This is a genomic window from Variovorax sp. 10N412 (assembly GCF_056394985.1).
Genome location: NZ_JBFTIO010000001.1, coordinates 771,726 through 790,070, shown reverse-complemented (window position 1 = coordinate 790,070; position 18,345 = coordinate 771,726). Strand labels below are relative to the sequence as shown.

Genomic DNA, 18,345 nt, shown 5'->3' with positions numbered 1-18,345 from the left:
TCACCGGTACCGTACAGCAAGAGTATCGGTATCGTGTCGCAGAATGTCGCCCCGAATTGCTCCACAGTGCAACTTGATCTGTAAGTCAATCTGTATTGGTATTGACTAACACTATGGCCCGAGAACTGAATCGACTGACCGCCCTTGAAATCAAGAATGCCCAACCCAGCGCTACCCCCAACACCCCGAGGCTGATCGCTGATGGTGGAGGTCTATACCTTCAAGTAACCCCGCAGGGCTCCAAGTCCTTTCTTTTTAGATATACGTTCAACAACAAACCGCAGACCTTCGGTTTGGGTGGCGTCAATAGCCTGAGCCTGGCCGATGCTCGGGAACTGGCACAGCGGCAACGGAGCCTTGTCCAAAAGGGCATCGACCCCAAGGTCGAGCGCGAACGCGAAAAAATCCGTCAAAACACAGCCGCCGAGCAGACATTCCGATGGTGCGCAGACAAGTACATCGAAGCCCACAAAGAAGACTGGAAGAACGCGAAGCACATCTATCAGTGGCGTCAATCCCTAGAGCACTTTGCGTACCCGAAGATGGGATCGCTTCCAGTGAAGGACGTTGATCAGCACGCGGTCATGGCAGTGCTGGAGCCGATCTGGCGCACAAAGACGGAAACTGCCACACGGTTGCGCGGTCGCATCGAACGTATCCTGGGCTGGGCGGCCGTCAATGGCTATCGGAGTTCAGAAAATCCAGCCCGCTGGACTGCCTATCTCAGCGAATTGCTGCCCAAGCCGAGCAAGGTTGCGAAGGTTGTGCACTATCCAGCGGTTCCCCATCGCGAGATTGCGCAGTTTCTACGAGACATGCGCATGCAAAAAGACGGCATGGGCATTCGGGCGTTGGAGTTTCTGACCCTGACTGCTAGCCGCACCGGCGAGGTGATCGGGGCGCAATGGGATGAGTTCGACCTTGACGGCAAGGTTTGGACGGTCCCGGCTGAGCGCATGAAGGGCCAGCGCATTCATGAAGTGCCCATGAGCCAGCGCGCTGTGGACATCATCAAGAACATTTCGCATTTGCCCGACGAGAAGTACGTCTTCCGAGGCATCAAGCATGGCACGCACATCTCGAACATGACCATGCTGAACGTCATGCGCCGGATGAACCTCGAAGCTGTGCCCCACGGCATGCGTTCCACCTTCCGAGACTGGGCAGCCGATGAAACCGACTTCCCTCGCGAACTGGCCGAAGCGGCCTTGGCGCACATCGTTGGCGATAAGACCGAGGCCGCGTATCTTCGTACAACGCGACTGGACCGGCGTCGCGTGATGATGGATGCGTGGGCGGAGTACTGCGCGCGGCCAGAGGCGGTGGTTGCGGGGGCGCAAGACACAAAAAAGTGAACTTTGGCCCGTTCTGGTGCGGCGATTTTGTCGCCGCCTGGCAAAGTTATTTGTTCGCCCCCTAGTGGCAGCAGGCGGCTATGATTTGGTTGTCAAAGCGCTGTTTTCGCGTGCCGAAGCCGGGTTTTGACCGAGCGCACAGCAGTGCAGCAAGACGCGAACTGAGGCCTTGAGCCTCAATCTCGCAGACCTTCTCCCTTTCCTCTTCGCATCCCTTCCTCAGTCATCGGCTGACAGGTCGGGTCGCGTTGCGGCGTGGAACTTCGCTGTGCTGGACGTTCGTCCCTTCATTTCACAGAGGATCATCTATTCCATGGCTACCAAGACCAAAATCGCAGCCACCGCGAAGACCGCAGCGCCTACCACGGCCACCGACAGCACGCCCGCCGAGACAGGTTTGCCCGCGGGCTTCGTGTCACCGTTCAAGCGCGTCGAGATGCAGCCAAACATCCGTATAGACGATGGCATGGCCTGTATCGCGATGCTGACGAACCAGCCGCTAGACACGATCATGAAGGCGGCTTTCCAGCACGGCGTCGCCGAGCACGGGCCCACCTGGTGCTACGCATCACAGCTTCAGAGCATCTTGCGCGACTACGGGCTCAACGCAGAGGAGAAGGAATGCTCGACCATCGACGCGCTGCCAGACGTGGCCCTCATTACAGCGCATTTCGACCCAGCGACGCTTTTTGGACGCTGGGCACTGTGGCACCACGTCAGGGCCACAGCCAAGGTCAAGTCCTTCCATTACGTGATTGACCCAGCGTATTGGATCGACCCGTCGCAGCACATCGTGACAACAGATATTCAGCAACGACTCATCACGCCGAAGTCGAACATCTTCTACTTGGAGATCTCGGCGAAGGCGACTGCGAAGGGTAAAGCGTAGTACGTCGCCCCTCTACTCGCTTTCGCCATATGTTTCTGCCAGCGCCACGAAATCGGACAGCTTCATGCCGTAGGCGTTAGCGATTCTTGAGGCGGCCAGCACCGTCAGGTTGCGCCGCCCACGCTCCAGAAGACTGATGTAGCTCGTGCTCATGTCGGTCAACTCGGCAAGGGTTTCCTGGCTGAGGTCGAGATCTTTCCGGCACTTGCTGATGGCGGTCGCAAACACCTGCCGCAAGGCTTTCTCATACGGATCAATTGCGGGCTCAGACATCGAGCCGCAAGTTTCCGTATCGCACTATAGTGCGTCCAGCGACTATAGTACGAGTGACTATTTTTGCCCCCTGGACCTTCGACCAGTGACAAACGAAAAAACACATGGAGATCAATCCGCATGGCTTCCCGCAAGAAAGACAACAACGGCAACATGTTCCTGGCAGCCATGGCCGCGGCGGCTGTCCTGTTGGTGTTCAGTACGGTGCACTTCCTGCGCTTCAAGCGGCAGTACGCGCACGGGCCTCAGGTGCGTCGCATCTTCGACATGGGCAACAGTTGGCGCGCGATCCTCGAAACGGGCGTGTTAGCGGTCGGCTACTGCACCATCGTGTGGGCGCTCTATGAACAGACCCCGGCCAGTCTGTATGCGACGGTGCCGCTGGGCCTATTCGTCTTCAACTGGCTGGGTCAGGTACAGGCGCGGGCGTTCCTCGGCGTGGTCGTCGACTACGACAAGGGCGAAGTGCTGTTCCTCAACTCCTCAGCCAACCTGGACGTCACCGACTACCTGATGGTGTTGCCGGTGCTTCGCAACTACAACTCCTTCGACCGACTGGCCTTAGTGGACGTTCAGTGGATCACGCGGCAGGCTGGAAAGAGCCTATTCCTCCATGGCGACTTTGGTTCACGGCGCATCGACTTCAGCGACAAGCTCAAGCGCGACGAGTGCATCCACTTGGTCGCCGGCAATGCGCGCGGCCGCATTCGCGTCACCTCCGACCTCGGAGAGTGAGGAACAACCCCATGAAGAAACTTGCCTCGATCTGCGCTTCGCTGTTCGTTGCGCTGTCTTCCGCAGTGCACGCGCAGGCTCCGCAACAGGACGTCGCCTTCAGTCCCGCCGGCCTTCAGCAGTCCTACACCCCCGGCTACAACTGCTCCGGCTTCTGGCAGACGCCCAGCTTCAAGTGCGCCTCGATTCAGATTCCGACCTATGTGGGCCGCGCCAAGGATGGCAACCGCAAGGCGCTGGTGATCCTCAACGGAAACGCCGGTGGGCTGGACAAGCGGCATGGTGACTACGCGCGCTTCCTGATGGAGCACAACATCAATGCCGTGGTGCTCGACAGCTTTGCGGCGCGCGGCCAGTCCAGCGGTACGCCGGCCGATCTTTCGACGGGTCGCACCAAGGGGCTCGACGGTTTCAACATGTCCATCGACGCAATGGTGGCTGCGGCAACGTTTGGCGCGATGCCGGAATGGACGAACGCCAAGATCGGCTACATGGGCGAAAGCATGTCGGGAGCGTCGGCGATCAACGTTGTGCGTCCCTACATCGGGCAGATCGTCAAACAGCAAACGGGCAAGCTGCGCGACTTCGACGCTGTCGTTGCGATCTACCCGTCCTGCATCGAAAAGAACACGATATAGAGGTTCAAGAAGACGCCATTCCTGATCATTCACGGAGAGAAGGATGACATTGCCCTGGCGACCGAGTGCGAGCGGCAGGTCACATGGATGAATGCGCGCGGCGGCAGTGCGGAAATCATGATCATCCCGGATGAGTATCACGACTTCGACGGGCCATGGCGTCTGCGAAGAGCTGGCGCCGAAAACACCAGCAAGTGCGCCAACACCCGCACTGGCGACAAGTTCGTGCTGGACGCCACCGGCCAGGAGTTTCCTGGCACGCCGGAGGGCTACACCGCAATGCGCGACTCCTGCAAATTCCGCGGCCACATGAGCGGTCATCGCGACAAGGAGCGCATCGGCTACGACCTCTGGCTCGCGCACTTTCAGAAGAACTTGCTGAACGATTGATGTAGCAACCACGCCAGTCCCATCACCGCCGTAGCCATCTACGGCATCCCCCACAGAGCACGCCGCTCGCGCCATCAGGTGCGGCCCGGCGTGCTTTGTCGTTTCTGCGTTCCCCCGAATCAACCTCAACCCAAGGAGTTCCCATGTCGAACGACAAAGAGCCTGTGCCTGAACAGGATGTTCAAACCCTCAAGTCCAACAAGCCACTCTTCGATCTCGGGCAGTGCGTCGCAACGCCAGCGGTACTTGCCCATCTCGCGCAACACGCTGTCTTCCCTGCCGCATTGCTGTCGCGCCACCAGCATGGCGACTGGGGCAATGTGGACCCGGAGGACGCCAAGGCCAACAACGCTGCTCTCCGGTCAGGCGCCCGGATCATCAGTTCCTACCTCGTCGCCTTCGTCGTCATATGGGTGATCACCGACGCAGCAATGGATGATGGGCGGAGGGTCGTGAGTACCCTTTTGCACCCGGATGAATATTGATGTCCGGCAAAGCAATGTCCGCGCGCTCGCCTCACCAGTCGACCGCACGCAACGTGCCCAGGCCGGCACCGAAAGCGCCGGTTGAGTCGCCTTCTGCGGCGGTCGTCGGCTTCACGGCCGCAGCGCAGAGTGCAGCTACGACGCGGTCGTATGCCGGCGACCTGAGGCATTTCCGAATGCACGGCGGCAAGATACCGGCCACGCCTCAGATGGTGGCCAACTACGCCGCGAAGTTTGCAGGCGTCCTGGCGGTCGCGACGATCCAGCGGCGGCTGATCGCGATCCACCAGGCGCACACCGAGCAGGGACTGAAGTCGCCCGTCGTGGACCGCCTGGTCAAGCGCACCATGCAGGGTATCCGCCGCACATTCGGCGTGGCGCAACGGCGCGTGAAGGCGCTCGTCAAGACCGACCTTCTGGAAATACTGGTCATGGTGAACCGGCAGAAGCCCTTGAAGGCGGCGCGCGACAGAGCGTTGTTGTTGGTCGGCTTTGCAGGAGCGCTGCGCCGCTCCGAACTGGTGGCGATCCAGTGCGCAGACATCACACGTTTCGAGGCTGGAATGGAAATTTTGCTGAGGCGTTCCAAGACAGACCAGGAGGGGGTAGGGCGCGCCGTATGGATTCCGCATGCGGAGGATGCCGAGCGTTGTCCTGTCGCGGCGTTCGATCAATGGCTGACGCTCTCGGGCATCGACCGCGGCCCTGTGTTCCGGTGGGTCAGCCGACACGGCAATCTCGTCGGCACCAAGGGGCTGACATCGCAGTCGGTGGCGCTGGTCGTCAAGCGCTCCGTGAAGCGTGTGCACGGCGCTGCCGCCACCAAGGCGGTCTCCGGCCACAGCTTGCGAGCGGGCTACTGCACGGAGGCGGCGCTGGTGGGCATGGCGCCGTGGCAGATACGGGAGCAGACAGGGCACAAGTCGGACGTGACGTTGGCCAAGTACATCCGGCCGGTGGTCAAGCGAAAGATTCCGAGCCTCCTTTGAGTCATTTCATGGCTTGCGGTGCGGCATAAAGCTCACACCGCTCACCGTTCCCACGCGAGGAGAACGGTAGACGGTGCCCACGGTATCGAACTGCGCATTGTTCGATCTAAAACTGATCAGGAGGGAGAGGAGGAACTATCTTGTTGTCGCTGGCAACTCAGCAGATCGTTGCCAGGTGATCGCTTTGAGAACTTGGATGGAGCAGGCGGGCATATCAAGCGGCCCGCTGCTTCGCCCAATCAATCGGCGCGATAATGTTACAAAGGCGCGCGTCTTGACCCCTCAGTCGTGGCGTAAATCGTCAAGACGGCAGTGTTCGGTGCACAAGCGACGGATTCTGTCGCTGTTTTAGGGGATGTTGTAACGAAAAACGAAACCGGCCGCTCTGGTTCTCGTCAAGTTGCAGCGATTTGGGCATCAAAACGGGGGGGCAGGGATGGATGTTTTTGACTTGCGTCAGCAGATAGTTCGGGATTACGCCAACTTTGCGCGTTCATTTACCCGTGTTAGGGCGGATGACCTCAAACGTCAGATCGACGCTATTTATGCCAAAGACCAGTTCTGGCCAGAGCCGCTGCTACAGATCACGCCTCATTACGAACGGGGCGCTTCGCTTGATGAACTGGCCGCCTCCGGGGAGGTAACCCCCACCACCGCAAAAATCTTCCGTGTGCCGGACGAGCCGGCGCTGCCTTTGCAACTCCACACGCACCAAGTGCAGGCCCTGGTAGCGGCCAAGCAAGGGCGCAGCTATGTCGTGACCACCGGCACCGGGTCCGGTAAATCACTTTGTTTCTTCGTCCCCATCATTGATGCCATCCTGCGGGCCAAGGCGACCGATAACGCCAAGCGCACCCGGGCCATCATTGTGTACCCCATGAATGCGCTGGCCAACAGTCAAATGGAGGAGCTGGAGAAATTTCTTAAACACGTATGCCCGGCTCAGCCCATCTCGTTTGCGCGTTATACCGGCCAAGAGGATAGCGAGGAGCGCAGCAGCATCGCAGCTAACCCTCCTGACATTCTGCTGACTAACTTCATGATGCTGGAATATCTGATGACGCGGCAGGATGCCACTGATCAGACGGTCATCAGCCATTGCCAAAATCTGCAATACCTGGTGCTTGACGAACTCCATACATATCGGGGTCGTCAAGGCGCGGACGTTGCATTACTGGTGCGCCGCATACGTGCCTTGCTGGCATCAGACAGCTTGCAATGCATTGGTACTTCCGCAACCATGGCCAGCGGGTCTGAGGACGACCGGCGAACGGCTGTGGCATCCGTTGCGTCGAAACTATTTGGGGCTACTGTGTTGCCGACCGATGTCATCGGCGAAACGCTGGTGCGGGCCACGACCCCTAGTCTGCACCACGGCACGGTCAAATCGCAATTGGCCTCCGCGATTGCCGCTGGGCTGTCGCCCACAATTACCGATGCTGAGCTGGAAGTACACCCCCTGTCCATCTGGATTGAGACTCGTTTGGGGCTGACATGGGAAGGAGCCAAGTGGGTACGTGCCCGGCCTCAAACTCTGCAAACGGCGACTCAGTGGTTGTCGGAAGACTCCAGCATGCAATCGGAGCAATGCTCAGACATGCTGCGTCAGTTTTTATTGATTACCTCAATGGCCGAGTCTGACCGGCAGGAGGGGCGCAACTCCGGCAAGCGCGGCTTTTTTGCCTTCAAGTTGCACCAATTCATTTCGGGCGCTGGCACAGCCTACGCTACCATTGACCCGTCTGGCAGTCGCACGCTAACGGTTAACGCGCAGCAGTTCCTACCAGAGCAGCCGGACAAGCGTTTGTATCCCGTCCACTTCTGTCGAGACTGCGGGCAAGAGTACCACCCAGTATTCCTTGAGTTGGGAGCAGAGGCGCAAGTCTTGCCAAGAGAGATTGACGACGTCCCCCCAACTGTCAAACGTAGTGAAGAATCAGATGGCACCGACCCGCCGAAATTCGGCTTCCTGATGCCTGAGCCCTTGGATGGTTCACTAGAGTTCGCCGGACGCGATGAAGACTATCCTGATGCATGGCTTGAAGAGGATCGTCATGGCGATATCCGATTAAAGTCAGATGCGCGCAAGAATAAAGCCGAGCGAATTTCTGTAGCCCCCACGGGTCGGTTGGGCACTGGAGCCTATGCTTGGTTCATTCCGGGGAAATTCAGATTTTGCTTGAACTGCAAGGTCGTTCACGCAGCGCAAGGCAAAGATAAAAACCGCTTGGCAGCCTTGTCCGCCGAGGGGCGTTCATCGGCGACGACTTTGCTCACCCATTCTGTGTTGCGATGGATGCATTCGCAAGAAGCCATTCCGGTAGATCGTCGCAAGATGCTTGGCTTTACCGACAACCGCCAAGATGCGGCACTACAAGCCGGGCATTTCAACGATTTTTTGTTTGTCAGTCTATTTCGCGCTGCATTTCTCGGTGCTATTACCAAGGCCGGTCCGGAAGGACTGTCGGCTGACAGGCTTGGTCTGTCGGTCTTCAAAGCACTCGGTTTTGAGCGTCCCGGCGAGTCTGGTCTACGATCTGAATGGTTGCTAGATTCCGAATTGCAGGGCGCTAATTTCGTCAACGCACAGAAGGCAATGCGACAGGTGCTGGCGTATCGAGCATGGTTTGATCAGCGGCGTGGTTGGCGCTTCACTAACCCTAACCTTGAACAATTAGGCCTGGTGCGGGTGGAGTACATCGGCTTGGACGACCTATGTGCCAACGATGCCAACTTTGCCGATGCGCCACCCATTCTAGCTAATGCCAGTGCAGCGGTGCGTAAGCGTGCCTATCGGGTTCTATTGGACATGATGCGCCAAGGACTGGCTCTGGACCCCGAGGTGCTGGAATCTGCAGAACAGGATGCATTGCGTGGGCGATCTTTAAATACACTGCGTTCTCCATGGGGGCTCGGCCGCGAAGAGCAGATGCGCACAGCACGTTTTCTGATGGAGTTCCCACCAGCACGCCGGGAGAACTCGCTGGCGGACGAAGATAAATTGTTGCGCGCCGGTTATCTCTCTGGTTTGGGGCGAGACCTTCGCAAGCCCGAGTTGTGGGAGCGGTCAGATGTCCGGTTACTAAAAAAACTCGATTATCAAAAACTCTTGAGTTGTCTGCTGAACGCCGCCAGCAAGGCGGGTCTAGTAGCGCAGGTGGCCACACCGTTTGGCACGTCACTTGGCTGGCAACTGAAGAACGCCTGCATTGAATTTCACACTGGTGAAGGTAAGGCCGAACGCGGCGGCATGGACAACGCGTTTTACCGCGGCCTGTACCTGAACTTGTCACAAGCCATTGCGTCCGATTTTCACTACTTCGGCTTTGAGGCCCGTGAGCACACCGCTCAGGTGGACAAGAACCGGCGCGAGGCTCGTGAAATGCGCTTCCGTTATGGCACAGAAGACAAAAGACGGTTGAAGGAAAATGCGCAACTGTTAACCGAACTCGGCGAACAGCAACGCTTCCTTCCCGTGCTGTTCTGTTCGCCCACCATGGAGCTCGGTGTTGATATTTCTGCGTTGAACACGGTGTATCTACGCAACATGCCCCCGACTCCGGCCAACTACGCGCAGCGGAGCGGTCGAGCAGGGCGCAGCGGCATGCCCGCGCTGGTGCTTACCTATTGCGCGGCACGAAGTCCACATGATCAGTATTTCTTTGCAGACCCCCCGGGGATGGTGCATGGTGAAGTGCGTGCTCCCACGCTCGATTTGGGTAACGAAGAACTGGTACGTTGCCATTTGCAGGCTGTGTGGCTGGCATGTACCAACACCCCTATCAGCGCCGCTATTTCTGACGTTGTGGAGGCCAACGAGCAAAAGGATTTGCCACTCTACGCTTCTGTTAAAAAATCTCTGGAGAGGCCGGAAATTGCCCCCCTGGCAATACAGAGAATCAATAAGGTTTTGGTGCTTTTACAAGCTGACCTGAACCCGGACGATGCCCCTTGGTTTAACGGAGCGGCTGCACTGACTCAAGACATTACCGACGGTGCCGTCAAACGGTTGGACAGTGCGTTTGAGCGGTGGCGAGAGCTATTTCGCAGTGCGGCGCGCCAACGCGATCAGTCCCGCCGCACCATGGATACACACAATTTGCCGCAGCGGGAACGCGATGCAGCGCGCTCTCTACACGCCCAGGCCATCGACCAGTTAAACCTTTTGCAGCGTGGCTCTGACAGTTCTGCCAGCGATTTTTATACCTACCGCTACCTGGCTACCGAGGCGTTTTTACCGGGGTACAACTTTCCCCGCCTGCCGCTTACAGCCTTTATTCCCGGAAGTGGCGACCGCAATACCAAGGGCGCGTACTTACAGCGGCCACGGTTCCTTGCGCTTTCAGAATTCGGTCCGCGCAGTCTGGTCTACCACGAGGGGCGAGCATACCGGGTTTCCGCTGCCCAGTTGTCCACCCGCGGGGACACGGCAAGTGGCGCGCTCAATACCGACACGGCAACCATCTGCCGCAGTTGCGGCGGTGCGCATTTCCATTCGGATCCGGGCGACCGAGGTCGCAGCCACTGCCGGGCTTGTGATGCACCGTTGACGGACAATGCCGACATCGTTCTCAACCTGTATCGCATCGAAAACGTGCGTACCTCTCCCGCAGAGCGCATTACCGTCAACGATGAAGAACGCCAACACCAGGGCTTTGAGTTGCAAACCATCTTCCGTTGGGCACGGCGTGAAAGTGGCCACCCGGACGTGCGCACGGTGCTTGCTGAAGATAAAGAAGGCGCAATTGCCACCCTACGCTATGGTCCGGGAGCAGAGATCAGCCGCCTGAATAAAGGATTGCGGCGCCGCGCTGACCCGAATCAGCATGGATTCGCAGTGAATCCTTTGAACGGCAATTGGGCCAAGATGGATGAAGACGATGTAGCCGATCCGGATCCTACCCGTACACCGAATCAATTGATTGTGCCGTGGGTCATGGACCGTAAGAACGCGTTGCTGTTGCAGCTTGCCGATGAAGGCGCGCCGGAGGTCACTGTTGCCACCTTGCAATACGCCTTGAAGCGTGGCATTGAATCGGTTTATCAGTTGGAAGAGTCTGAACTGTTAGCTGAGCCCTTGCCAGACCGCAAAAGCCGTAATGGCGTGTTGTTCTACGAGGCCACCGAAGGCGGTGCCGGTGTGCTGACCCGCCTGGTACGCGACGACCAGGCGCTGTCCCGCGTGGCCTATGCGGCCCTCAAGATGCTGCATTTTGATTTGCCGGCCGTGGGTGAGCCCTTGCCCGCACTGGACGACTTGAACGATGTGGCCGGCACGCAGTGTGTGGCTGGCTGCTACCGTTGCGTTTTGTCGTACTACAACCAGCCGGACCATCTGGTGATCGACCGACGCGACCGCGCTGCGCGTGCCTTGCTTTTACGCCTTGCTGTCGGGCGAACCCAACTGCTACCGGCACTGGATGGACGAGCACCATCGGTTTCCATAGCCCTGTGCGAATTAACTGGCGCGCCCTCAGTAGCTGTGGACACGCCATCGCTCAGTACGTCCGCCGAATTCAATGCAGCAACCTTTGGCTTGCCGTTGCCCAGCGATGTGGGAACGCCCATAGCAGGTATGCCTGCTGTGGCCCTTTGGCGCACTCAGCGTGTTGCCTTGGTCGCCGAAGGCATAGATGTCAGTTACTTGCTGGATCGTGGTTTGGAAGTGGTGATTTGGCCTGCCGCACCATCTGAACAAGCCAATGCCATCAGTCGCCTCGCCAGCCTTCTTTCCTGAGATTCCTATTCATGAGTGCAGTTCCGTCCGATTTACAAGGGACAGTCTTCCCGCCTGGTGCGCTGGTGCGTGCGCGTGGCCGCGAATGGATTGTTATGCCTGGCAGTAGTCCTGAGCGGTTGCGTCTGCGGCCTCTTTCGGGCAGTGAGGTTGATGTGGCCGTGGTATCCCCCGCGCTGGAAGCCACGTATGAGGCCGTAGTACCCGCCAGTTTTCCAGTTCCCACCGTGGCCCAAGCCGCCAATCACGAAGAAGCATTGCTGTTGCGTGATGCCTTGCTCATGTCTCTGCGGCGGGGGGCTGGCCCATTTCGCAGCTTTGGTAATCTGGCTTTTCAGCCCCGCGCTTACCAGTTGGTGCCTTTGCTCATGGCGCTCAAGCAGGACGTGATTCGTTTGTTGATTGCTGACGACGTGGGTATCGGCAAAACTATTGAGGCCGGGATGATTGCCCGTGAGTTGTTGGACCGAGGTGAAATCAGGCGCTTTGCAGTGTTATGTCCCCCGCATCTGGTGGAGCAGTGGGTGCAGGAACTCGATGATCGCTTTCACATCAAGGCCGTGGCTGTTACCGCAGCCAGCGCCGCTCGGCTGGAGCGTGGTTTGTCGGTCACCGACAACATTTTCACTGTGTACCCACACACAGTTGTGAGCCTGGACTACATCAAAAGCGACAGGCGGCGTGGCGATTTTTCCAGCCGTTGCCCCGAACTAGTGGTTGTGGACGAAGCCCACACCTGTGCTGGCGGTGGTGGCGGGCGGCACCAAAGGCATGACCTGCTGCGCTTGCTTTCTGCAGATGCCGAGCGGCACATGCTCTTTCTAACCGCCACTCCTCATTCGGGAGATGAAGACAGCTTTCATAGCTTGTTGGGGTTGCTGCATACGGACTTTCAGCAACTTGGTAACGTCACTGGCGCAGCGCGAGATGCTTTGCGTTCCCGCTTGGCCCCGCACTTTGTGCAACGTCGCCGCCAGGACATCGACGAGTGGAACGACGAAGGCGTGTTCCCACGCCGCGAAACCACTGACTTGCCTTATCTGCTGGGTGGCGGATGGGCCGTGTTTTTTGACGCCGTGCTGGACTATTGCTCTGAAGTTGTAGAGCGTGCTGGCTCCGACCAACGCCGCCAGCGCCTGAACTTTTGGGGCACCTTGGCTCTGATGCGTAGCGCCGCCAGCAGCCCGGCTGCCGCGCTGCAATCGCTGCGTACCCGCATGGCCACTCAAGCGACCGAAGTTGATGAAGATGCCCTGCGTGAGCGCGTCTTTGACGGCTCCGACGACTCTATGGTGAACGATGACGTCGAGCTACCCGCCGACAATGCTGACCCCGGCCTGCGAGGCCTGATCGCCCAAGCCGAATTGCTTGCCGGAGAAGGTGGCGACCCCAAACTGGCTGCGTTGCGCACTCATCTTGAAACCGAATTGCTAAATCACAACTTTGCGCCTGTGGTTTTTTGTCGTTACATCGCCACTGCGCATTATCTGCATAAGCACCTGAAAAATCGCTTCCCCGGCGTAACGGTAGGGGTAGTCACTGGAGAACTGGCACCCGAAGAGCGCAAAGCTCTGGTGGCCGAATTGGGCGAGTCGGAGCGTCCACTGATGATCGCCACCGATTGCATGTCTGAAGGTATCAATCTGCAAGAACACTTCAATGCGGTGGTGCATTACGACCTGAGCTGGAACCCCACGCGGCATGAGCAACGCGAGGGGCGGGTTGACCGCTTCGGGCAAGACAGCCGCGTGGTGCGTGCCACTCTGATGTACGGCCGCAATAACCCGGTGGATGCCGTGGTGCTCAAAGTGATTTTGCGCAAGGCTCAAAAGATTCGGGAAGAGCTGGGTGTGCCGGTGCCCTTGCCGGATAACGACCATTCTTTGACACAGGCTTTGATGCAAGCCGTGCTGGGCGGCCAACGGGGGCGACAGCGCCAAGAAGTTTTTGATTTTGACGATCTGCCTGCTGTGCAGCAACTTGAAGTGGCCTGGACCGACATGGCCGAACGGGCCAAAAGGAACCGCACCGTGTTCGCCCAAAACCGCATCAAGCCAGAGGATGTGCTGCCCGAGTGGAAAAAGATGCAAGCTGCTTTGGGCAATGCGGATGACGTGCAACGCTTTATCCAGCGTGCCCTGCGTCGCTTGGGTGGTGCACTGGAATTGCGTAGTATTTCTGCCGACAAAGGCTACCGCGCGCAACTCACAAACCTCCCGGAAGACCTGCGCGAACGCCTGCTAGCTGATGGCCTCAAAGGCACCGTGGGCTTGAGCTTTACTGTGCCGCCGCCGGCGGGCACCCGGTTTGTGCATCGTAGCCACCCATTGGTCAGCACCCTGGCCGAAGGATTGTTGGAGCGAACCCTTGCCGATGCTGGCTTGGAGATGGATCCAAGCACCAACGACCCGGCCATGCTGGGCCGCACTGGCTGTTGGGTCAGCCCTGCTGTGCAAGCGCAGACAACGGTGCTCATGATGCGCTTGCGCCACCAGCTCAGCAGTGTGGATGCCCGGGGCGGCGATACTTTGCTGGTGGAAGAGGCCGTCGCGGTTGCTTTACGGTCTGTAGAAGGTGGCCAGCGGTTCGAAATTGTGTCAGGCGATGAGCCCATGCGGTGGCTTACTGCCCCACCCGATGAAATACTGGATGACCGAACCCGAGAGGCCCGTGTGTCCCAAGTGTTGGCCCGGAAAGACCAGTGGCAGCCTGTGCTTGAAGCTTATGCGCGTGCGCGCGCCGATGCGCTTTTAGCCGACCACCGTCGCGTGCGCGAGGCTTCTCGTTCGCGGGGGCGCTATGAAGTCGCCCCTTTGCTGCCAGTGGATGTGATTGGCGCGTTTGTGTTGCTCCCCGCGCTGGACATCTGATCCGCAATGCCAAGAACCTCCACTGTCTTACACATCGATACCCTCAGCATTGAGGGTGCCCTGTTCACCGCCGAGTGGCTGGCCAAAGTGGCCGCATCGCAGGCTCCCCTGCAAGCCGATGCCGACTACGGCGTGCGCGCGGGCTTTAATCTGCGCGAAGAAATTGGCTTTGCGTGGCGGTCTGCCCAGAGCTTGTGGCACCAGTTCGATCAAGCCCGCCAGCAACCCGGCGGCGATGCATGGGGCATCAGCCAACGCTTTGCTACCGAACTTCTTCGCCAGTGCTTTGCCTTTCAGCTCGCCCAGCACAGCGCCCCCATGGTGATAGCGGAGCGCAACTATCCGGTCCAGTTCAGCGCCCTTGATGCGCATGTGCCGGTGGTTGTGTCGCCACACGATGAAGCTAAGCCGCTGGACACCGCCCATGACCGCCTAGGTGACAACTCGGGCGAACGCCTCCGCCGTCGCAGTGCCTTTGGCTTGCTGCAAGAGAGTCTAAACGCCACACCCGATGCCCTCTGGGGCGTCGCCACCAACGGTCTGCAGCTTCGCATTGCCCGAGATAACGCCAGCCTTACCCGCCCCGCTTGGGTGCAGGTAGATCTGGAACGTATGTTTACCGAGGACCGCTACGCCGACTTTTCTGTGCTGTGGCTATTGCTTCACGCCACACGCTTTGGGGTGTCCGGCTCTGTATCTGCAGACTGCGCCCTGGAGCAGTGGCGCAATGCCTGTCGCGAACAAGGCACCCGCGCTCGTGAGACCCTGCGTAGCGGTGTAGAGGCCGCGTTGTTAACGCTGGGTCAAGGCTTTGTCAGTCACCCGGCCAACACGGCTTTGCGAGATGCACTGGCTACCGGACGGCTGAGCCCGCAAGACTACCTGCGTGAATTGCTGCGTCTGGTGTACAGGCAGATATTTCTGCAAACTGTGGAAGAGCGCGAAATACTGCACCGCACGGATGCCGATCCTCAAGCCGTGGCCCTGTATGTCGAAGGTTACAGCCTGCGCCGCCTGCGTGAGCGTGCTGTACGACGTAGCGCCCATGACCGCCACGGCGATCTGTGGCAAGCCCTGAAACAAGTCTGGCTAGGCTTGGCCACTGGTGAACCGCTGTTGGCCTTGCCACCCCTGGGTGGCTTGTTTGAATCCACACAGTGCCCCACGCTGGACGCTTGCAAGCTGGAAAACCGTCACTTGCTTAATGCGCTATTTCATCTGGCATGGTTGCGGCCAGAAGCCAATGCCCCTTTGACCCGCGTCAACTGGCGCGACATGGGGCCGGAAGAGTTAGGTAGCATCTATGAGAGTCTGCTGGAACTGGTGCCCATGCTCAGCAACGAGCACCGCCAGTTCGGGTTTCACACGGGGGCTGCTACCCGTGGCAACGCCCGGAAGACCAGCGGCAGCTACTACACGCACGACTCCCTCGTGCAAGAGCAGTTGGACTCTGCGCTGGAGCCTGTCATCGGCGATATTCTTGCCGCCCATCCGGTCGGCGAAGAGGCCGTGCTGGCCCTGCTGGCTATAAGTGTGATCGATCCCGCTTGTGGAAGCGGGCACTTTTTGCTGGCTGCGGCACGGCGCATTGCTGGGCATCTGGCCCGAGTGCGCGCGCAGATGCGTGATGCTTTGTTAGGCAACAGCGGACAGCCCACTCCAGAGGACTATCGCCACGCCCTTCGTGATGTGGTCACCCATTGCGTCTATGGTGTGGACATGAACCCCATGGCGCTGGAGTTGGCGCGCATGGCCTTGTGGCTGGAGGCATATACGCCAGATGCTCCCCTGGGCTTTATCGATCACCATTTTCAGTTGGGCAATGCCTTACTAGGTGTCATGGACCTAAAGGTGATTTTGGACGGCGTACCCGACGAAGCCTACAAAGAGTTGACCGGTGACAACAAAGACCTTTGCCGGGACTTGAAAAAGCGAAACAAACAAGAGCGCACCGGCCTGCAACGCATGCGGGCCGCCGCTAGTTTCAGTCAAAGCCTGCAGTCCATGGACTTGTCGGCCACCGCCTTGCCCTTACAGCAGTTGGATGTGCTGCCCGATGCCACGCTGGCTGAGATCGCAGCCAAACGCCAGGCGTATGAAGCTTTGCAACAAGGTACCGGCGATGCTGGGTTGGCGCTGGCGCTGCACCTGTATTGCGCGGCTTACCTGTTACCCAAGCACGGCAATAGTGAGGCCGACTCCGCTGTGCCCACCACGCAAGACGTAATGAATGCACTGCTTGGGCAGCCCGTGGCGGCGCGCAAGAAAGAGGCCGCATTGCAACTGGCCAGGCGCACCCCTCTGCTGCACTGGAAGCTGGGCTTTGCGCAGGTGTTTGCACGCGGTGGCTTCTCGGTGATTCTGGCCAATCCGCCTTGGGAGCGGATGAAAATTAAGGAAGAAGAGTTCTTTGCGGAACGAGCACCTACGGTTGTAGACGCTCGCAACAAGGTTGAGCGCGAAAGGGCGATTCAGGCATTAAGTTGCTGCGAAATCAATTCTCCGGAGCGGCGTGTCTTTGAGGAGTTCGTTCTCGCAAAACAAAAATCAGACGCGGGTAACGTGTACTGCCATGGGCCACGATATCCGCTCACGGGTAATGGGGATGTAAATACCTATGCTCTTTTTGCTGAAACTGTGTTGCATATATTGCACCCACAAGGTCGAGCCGGTTTGGTGCTGCCAAGCGGAATTGCAACCGATGAATCCACTAGTGGATTCTTTGGTGAGATCAGTAAAGGGCGCATCGTTCAGTTGATCGATTTTGAAAACAGAGAAAAAATCTTTCAAGCGGTGGACTCACGCATGAAGTTTTGCCTGCTCACTATCGGAGCAACTAGTGAGGCAAAGTTCGCTTTTTTCTTGACTAACACGGAGCAAATTAAAGATTCGCGCCGTAGTTTCACGTTGACTGCTGCCGACATTGCTCGCCTCAACCCGAATACCAAAACCTGCCCTGTATTTCGCAGTCAGAAAGATGCCGAAATTACCGCTCAAATTTATCAGCGAGTGCCAATACTTTGGAATGAGAGCCAAGAAAATGGTAATCCCTGGGAGCTTCAAATAGGGCGAATGTTTCACATGTCCGATGACAGCGGCTCATTCCGAGATGTTCGTCGGCGTAACGAGCTTACAGACCCAGTGCCTTTGTATGAAGCCAAAATGGTGCACCAGTTTGACCATCGGTGGGCAACTTATGAGGGCGATGAGGACGATTCGCGGGAAATGACGGATGCGGAAAAAGCCGACCCTAATAAGCGGGCAAGGCCGCGCTATTGGGTTGAGCGCGCTGAAGCGGAAGCACGCCTGGTAGAGAAAAAGTGGGACAAGGGCTGGCTGTTGGGATTTCGGGATATTACCAATGCGACGAACGAGCGAACAGTAATTGCACACGTCATTCCCCGCGTCGGGGTTGGCAATCCGTTTCCGCTAGTGTTTAGCGCCCAAAGTCCGGGGCTGATCTCAGCGCTCATCGGTTGCTTGTCTTCGTTAGCGTTGGACTTCCAAGCTCGCCATAAGGTTGGCGGAACCCACCTCAACTTTTTTATTGCTAAGCAATTGGCGGTACTTCCTCCAGCAGTCTTCCCAGCAGTTGAACTCAACTCAATCGTTCCACGAGTGCTTGAATTGACTTATACGAGCAACGATATGCAACCCTTCTACGCCGACGTTGTGGCCGTGAATCCGATGTGGGAATCCCGTACTGGTCCTGAACGCGGCCAACCATGGCGTTGGAACTCTGAGCGTCGTGCCATCCTGCGCGCTGAACTTGACGCCATCTACGGCCGCCTGTACGGCCTGTCCCACGATGATCTGCGCTACATCCTTGACCCGGCCGATGTGATGGGCGACGACTACCCAAGCGAGACATTTCGCGGTTTGAAGAACAAGGAAATCCGTCAACTTGGAGAGTACCGCACCCGCCGCCTAGTGCTGGAAGCTTGGGACCGCATGGAGCAAGGTGAGCTTTAACGCTAGTAACGC

At 58.2% G+C, this 18,345-nt stretch carries 10 protein-coding genes and 1 pseudogene; 10 read left to right on the top strand and 1 reads right to left on the bottom strand.

The window, feature by feature from the left end:
• Positions 1 to 113 precede the first annotated feature (113 nt).
• A complete protein-coding gene (locus AC1DJH_RS03945) occupies positions 114 to 1,355 on the top strand; it encodes a tyrosine-type recombinase/integrase (protein ID WP_478184787.1) in 1,242 nt (413 codons plus the stop codon).
• 313 nt (positions 1,356 to 1,668) lie between these two features.
• Positions 1,669 to 2,244, top strand: coding sequence for a hypothetical protein (locus AC1DJH_RS03940; RefSeq protein WP_478184786.1), 576 nt, complete (start codon positions 1,669 to 1,671; stop codon positions 2,242 to 2,244).
• A 12-nt stretch (positions 2,245 to 2,256) separates the two neighbouring features.
• Here the strand turns inward: AC1DJH_RS03940 and AC1DJH_RS03935 are convergent, their stop codons facing one another.
• Complete coding sequence (locus tag AC1DJH_RS03935; protein WP_478184785.1) at positions 2,257 to 2,517, bottom strand: helix-turn-helix domain-containing protein; 261 nt, start codon at positions 2,515 to 2,517, stop codon at positions 2,257 to 2,259.
• Between the two features lie 120 nt (positions 2,518 to 2,637).
• Here AC1DJH_RS03935 and AC1DJH_RS03930 point away from each other — a divergent pair, with 120 nt between their 5' ends.
• From AC1DJH_RS03930 to AC1DJH_RS03895, 8 genes and pseudogenes are all read left to right on the top strand, one after another.
• Positions 2,638 to 3,252, top strand: a complete 615-nt coding sequence (locus tag AC1DJH_RS03930; protein ID WP_478184784.1) for a hypothetical protein — start codon at positions 2,638 to 2,640, stop codon at positions 3,250 to 3,252.
• An 11-nt stretch (positions 3,253 to 3,263) separates the two neighbouring features.
• The gene (locus AC1DJH_RS03925; RefSeq protein WP_478184783.1) at positions 3,264 to 3,890 is read left to right on the top strand and encodes a dienelactone hydrolase family protein; all 627 of its coding nucleotides are present in this window, start codon (positions 3,264 to 3,266) and stop codon (positions 3,888 to 3,890) included.
• 18 nt (positions 3,891 to 3,908) lie between these two features.
• Positions 3,909 to 4,280, top strand: a pseudogene (locus tag AC1DJH_RS03920) (hypothetical protein); the annotation flags it as partial.
• Positions 4,281 to 4,423: 143 nt separating this feature from the next.
• Positions 4,424 to 4,765: a hypothetical protein gene (locus AC1DJH_RS03915; RefSeq protein WP_478184782.1), complete on the top strand. Its 342-nt coding sequence runs from the start codon at positions 4,424 to 4,426 to the stop codon at positions 4,763 to 4,765.
• A gap of 176 nt (positions 4,766 to 4,941) precedes the next feature.
• A complete protein-coding gene (locus tag AC1DJH_RS03910; protein ID WP_478184781.1) occupies positions 4,942 to 5,754 on the top strand; it encodes a site-specific integrase in 813 nt (270 codons plus the stop codon).
• Between the two features lie 436 nt (positions 5,755 to 6,190).
• A complete protein-coding gene (locus AC1DJH_RS03905; RefSeq protein ID WP_478184780.1) occupies positions 6,191 to 11,491 on the top strand; it encodes a DEAD/DEAH box helicase in 5,301 nt (1,766 codons plus the stop codon).
• Positions 11,492 to 11,502: 11 nt separating this feature from the next.
• Positions 11,503 to 14,361 (top strand): helicase-related protein, encoded by a 2,859-nt coding sequence (locus tag AC1DJH_RS03900; protein ID WP_478184779.1) that lies wholly within the window; start codon positions 11,503 to 11,505, stop codon positions 14,359 to 14,361.
• A 6-nt stretch (positions 14,362 to 14,367) separates the two neighbouring features.
• Positions 14,368 to 18,333 carry an Eco57I restriction-modification methylase domain-containing protein gene (locus AC1DJH_RS03895; protein ID WP_478184778.1) on the top strand — a complete coding sequence of 1,322 codons (3,966 nt, stop codon included), beginning with the start codon at positions 14,368 to 14,370 and terminating at the stop codon, positions 18,331 to 18,333.
• Positions 18,334 to 18,345 lie beyond the last annotated feature (12 nt).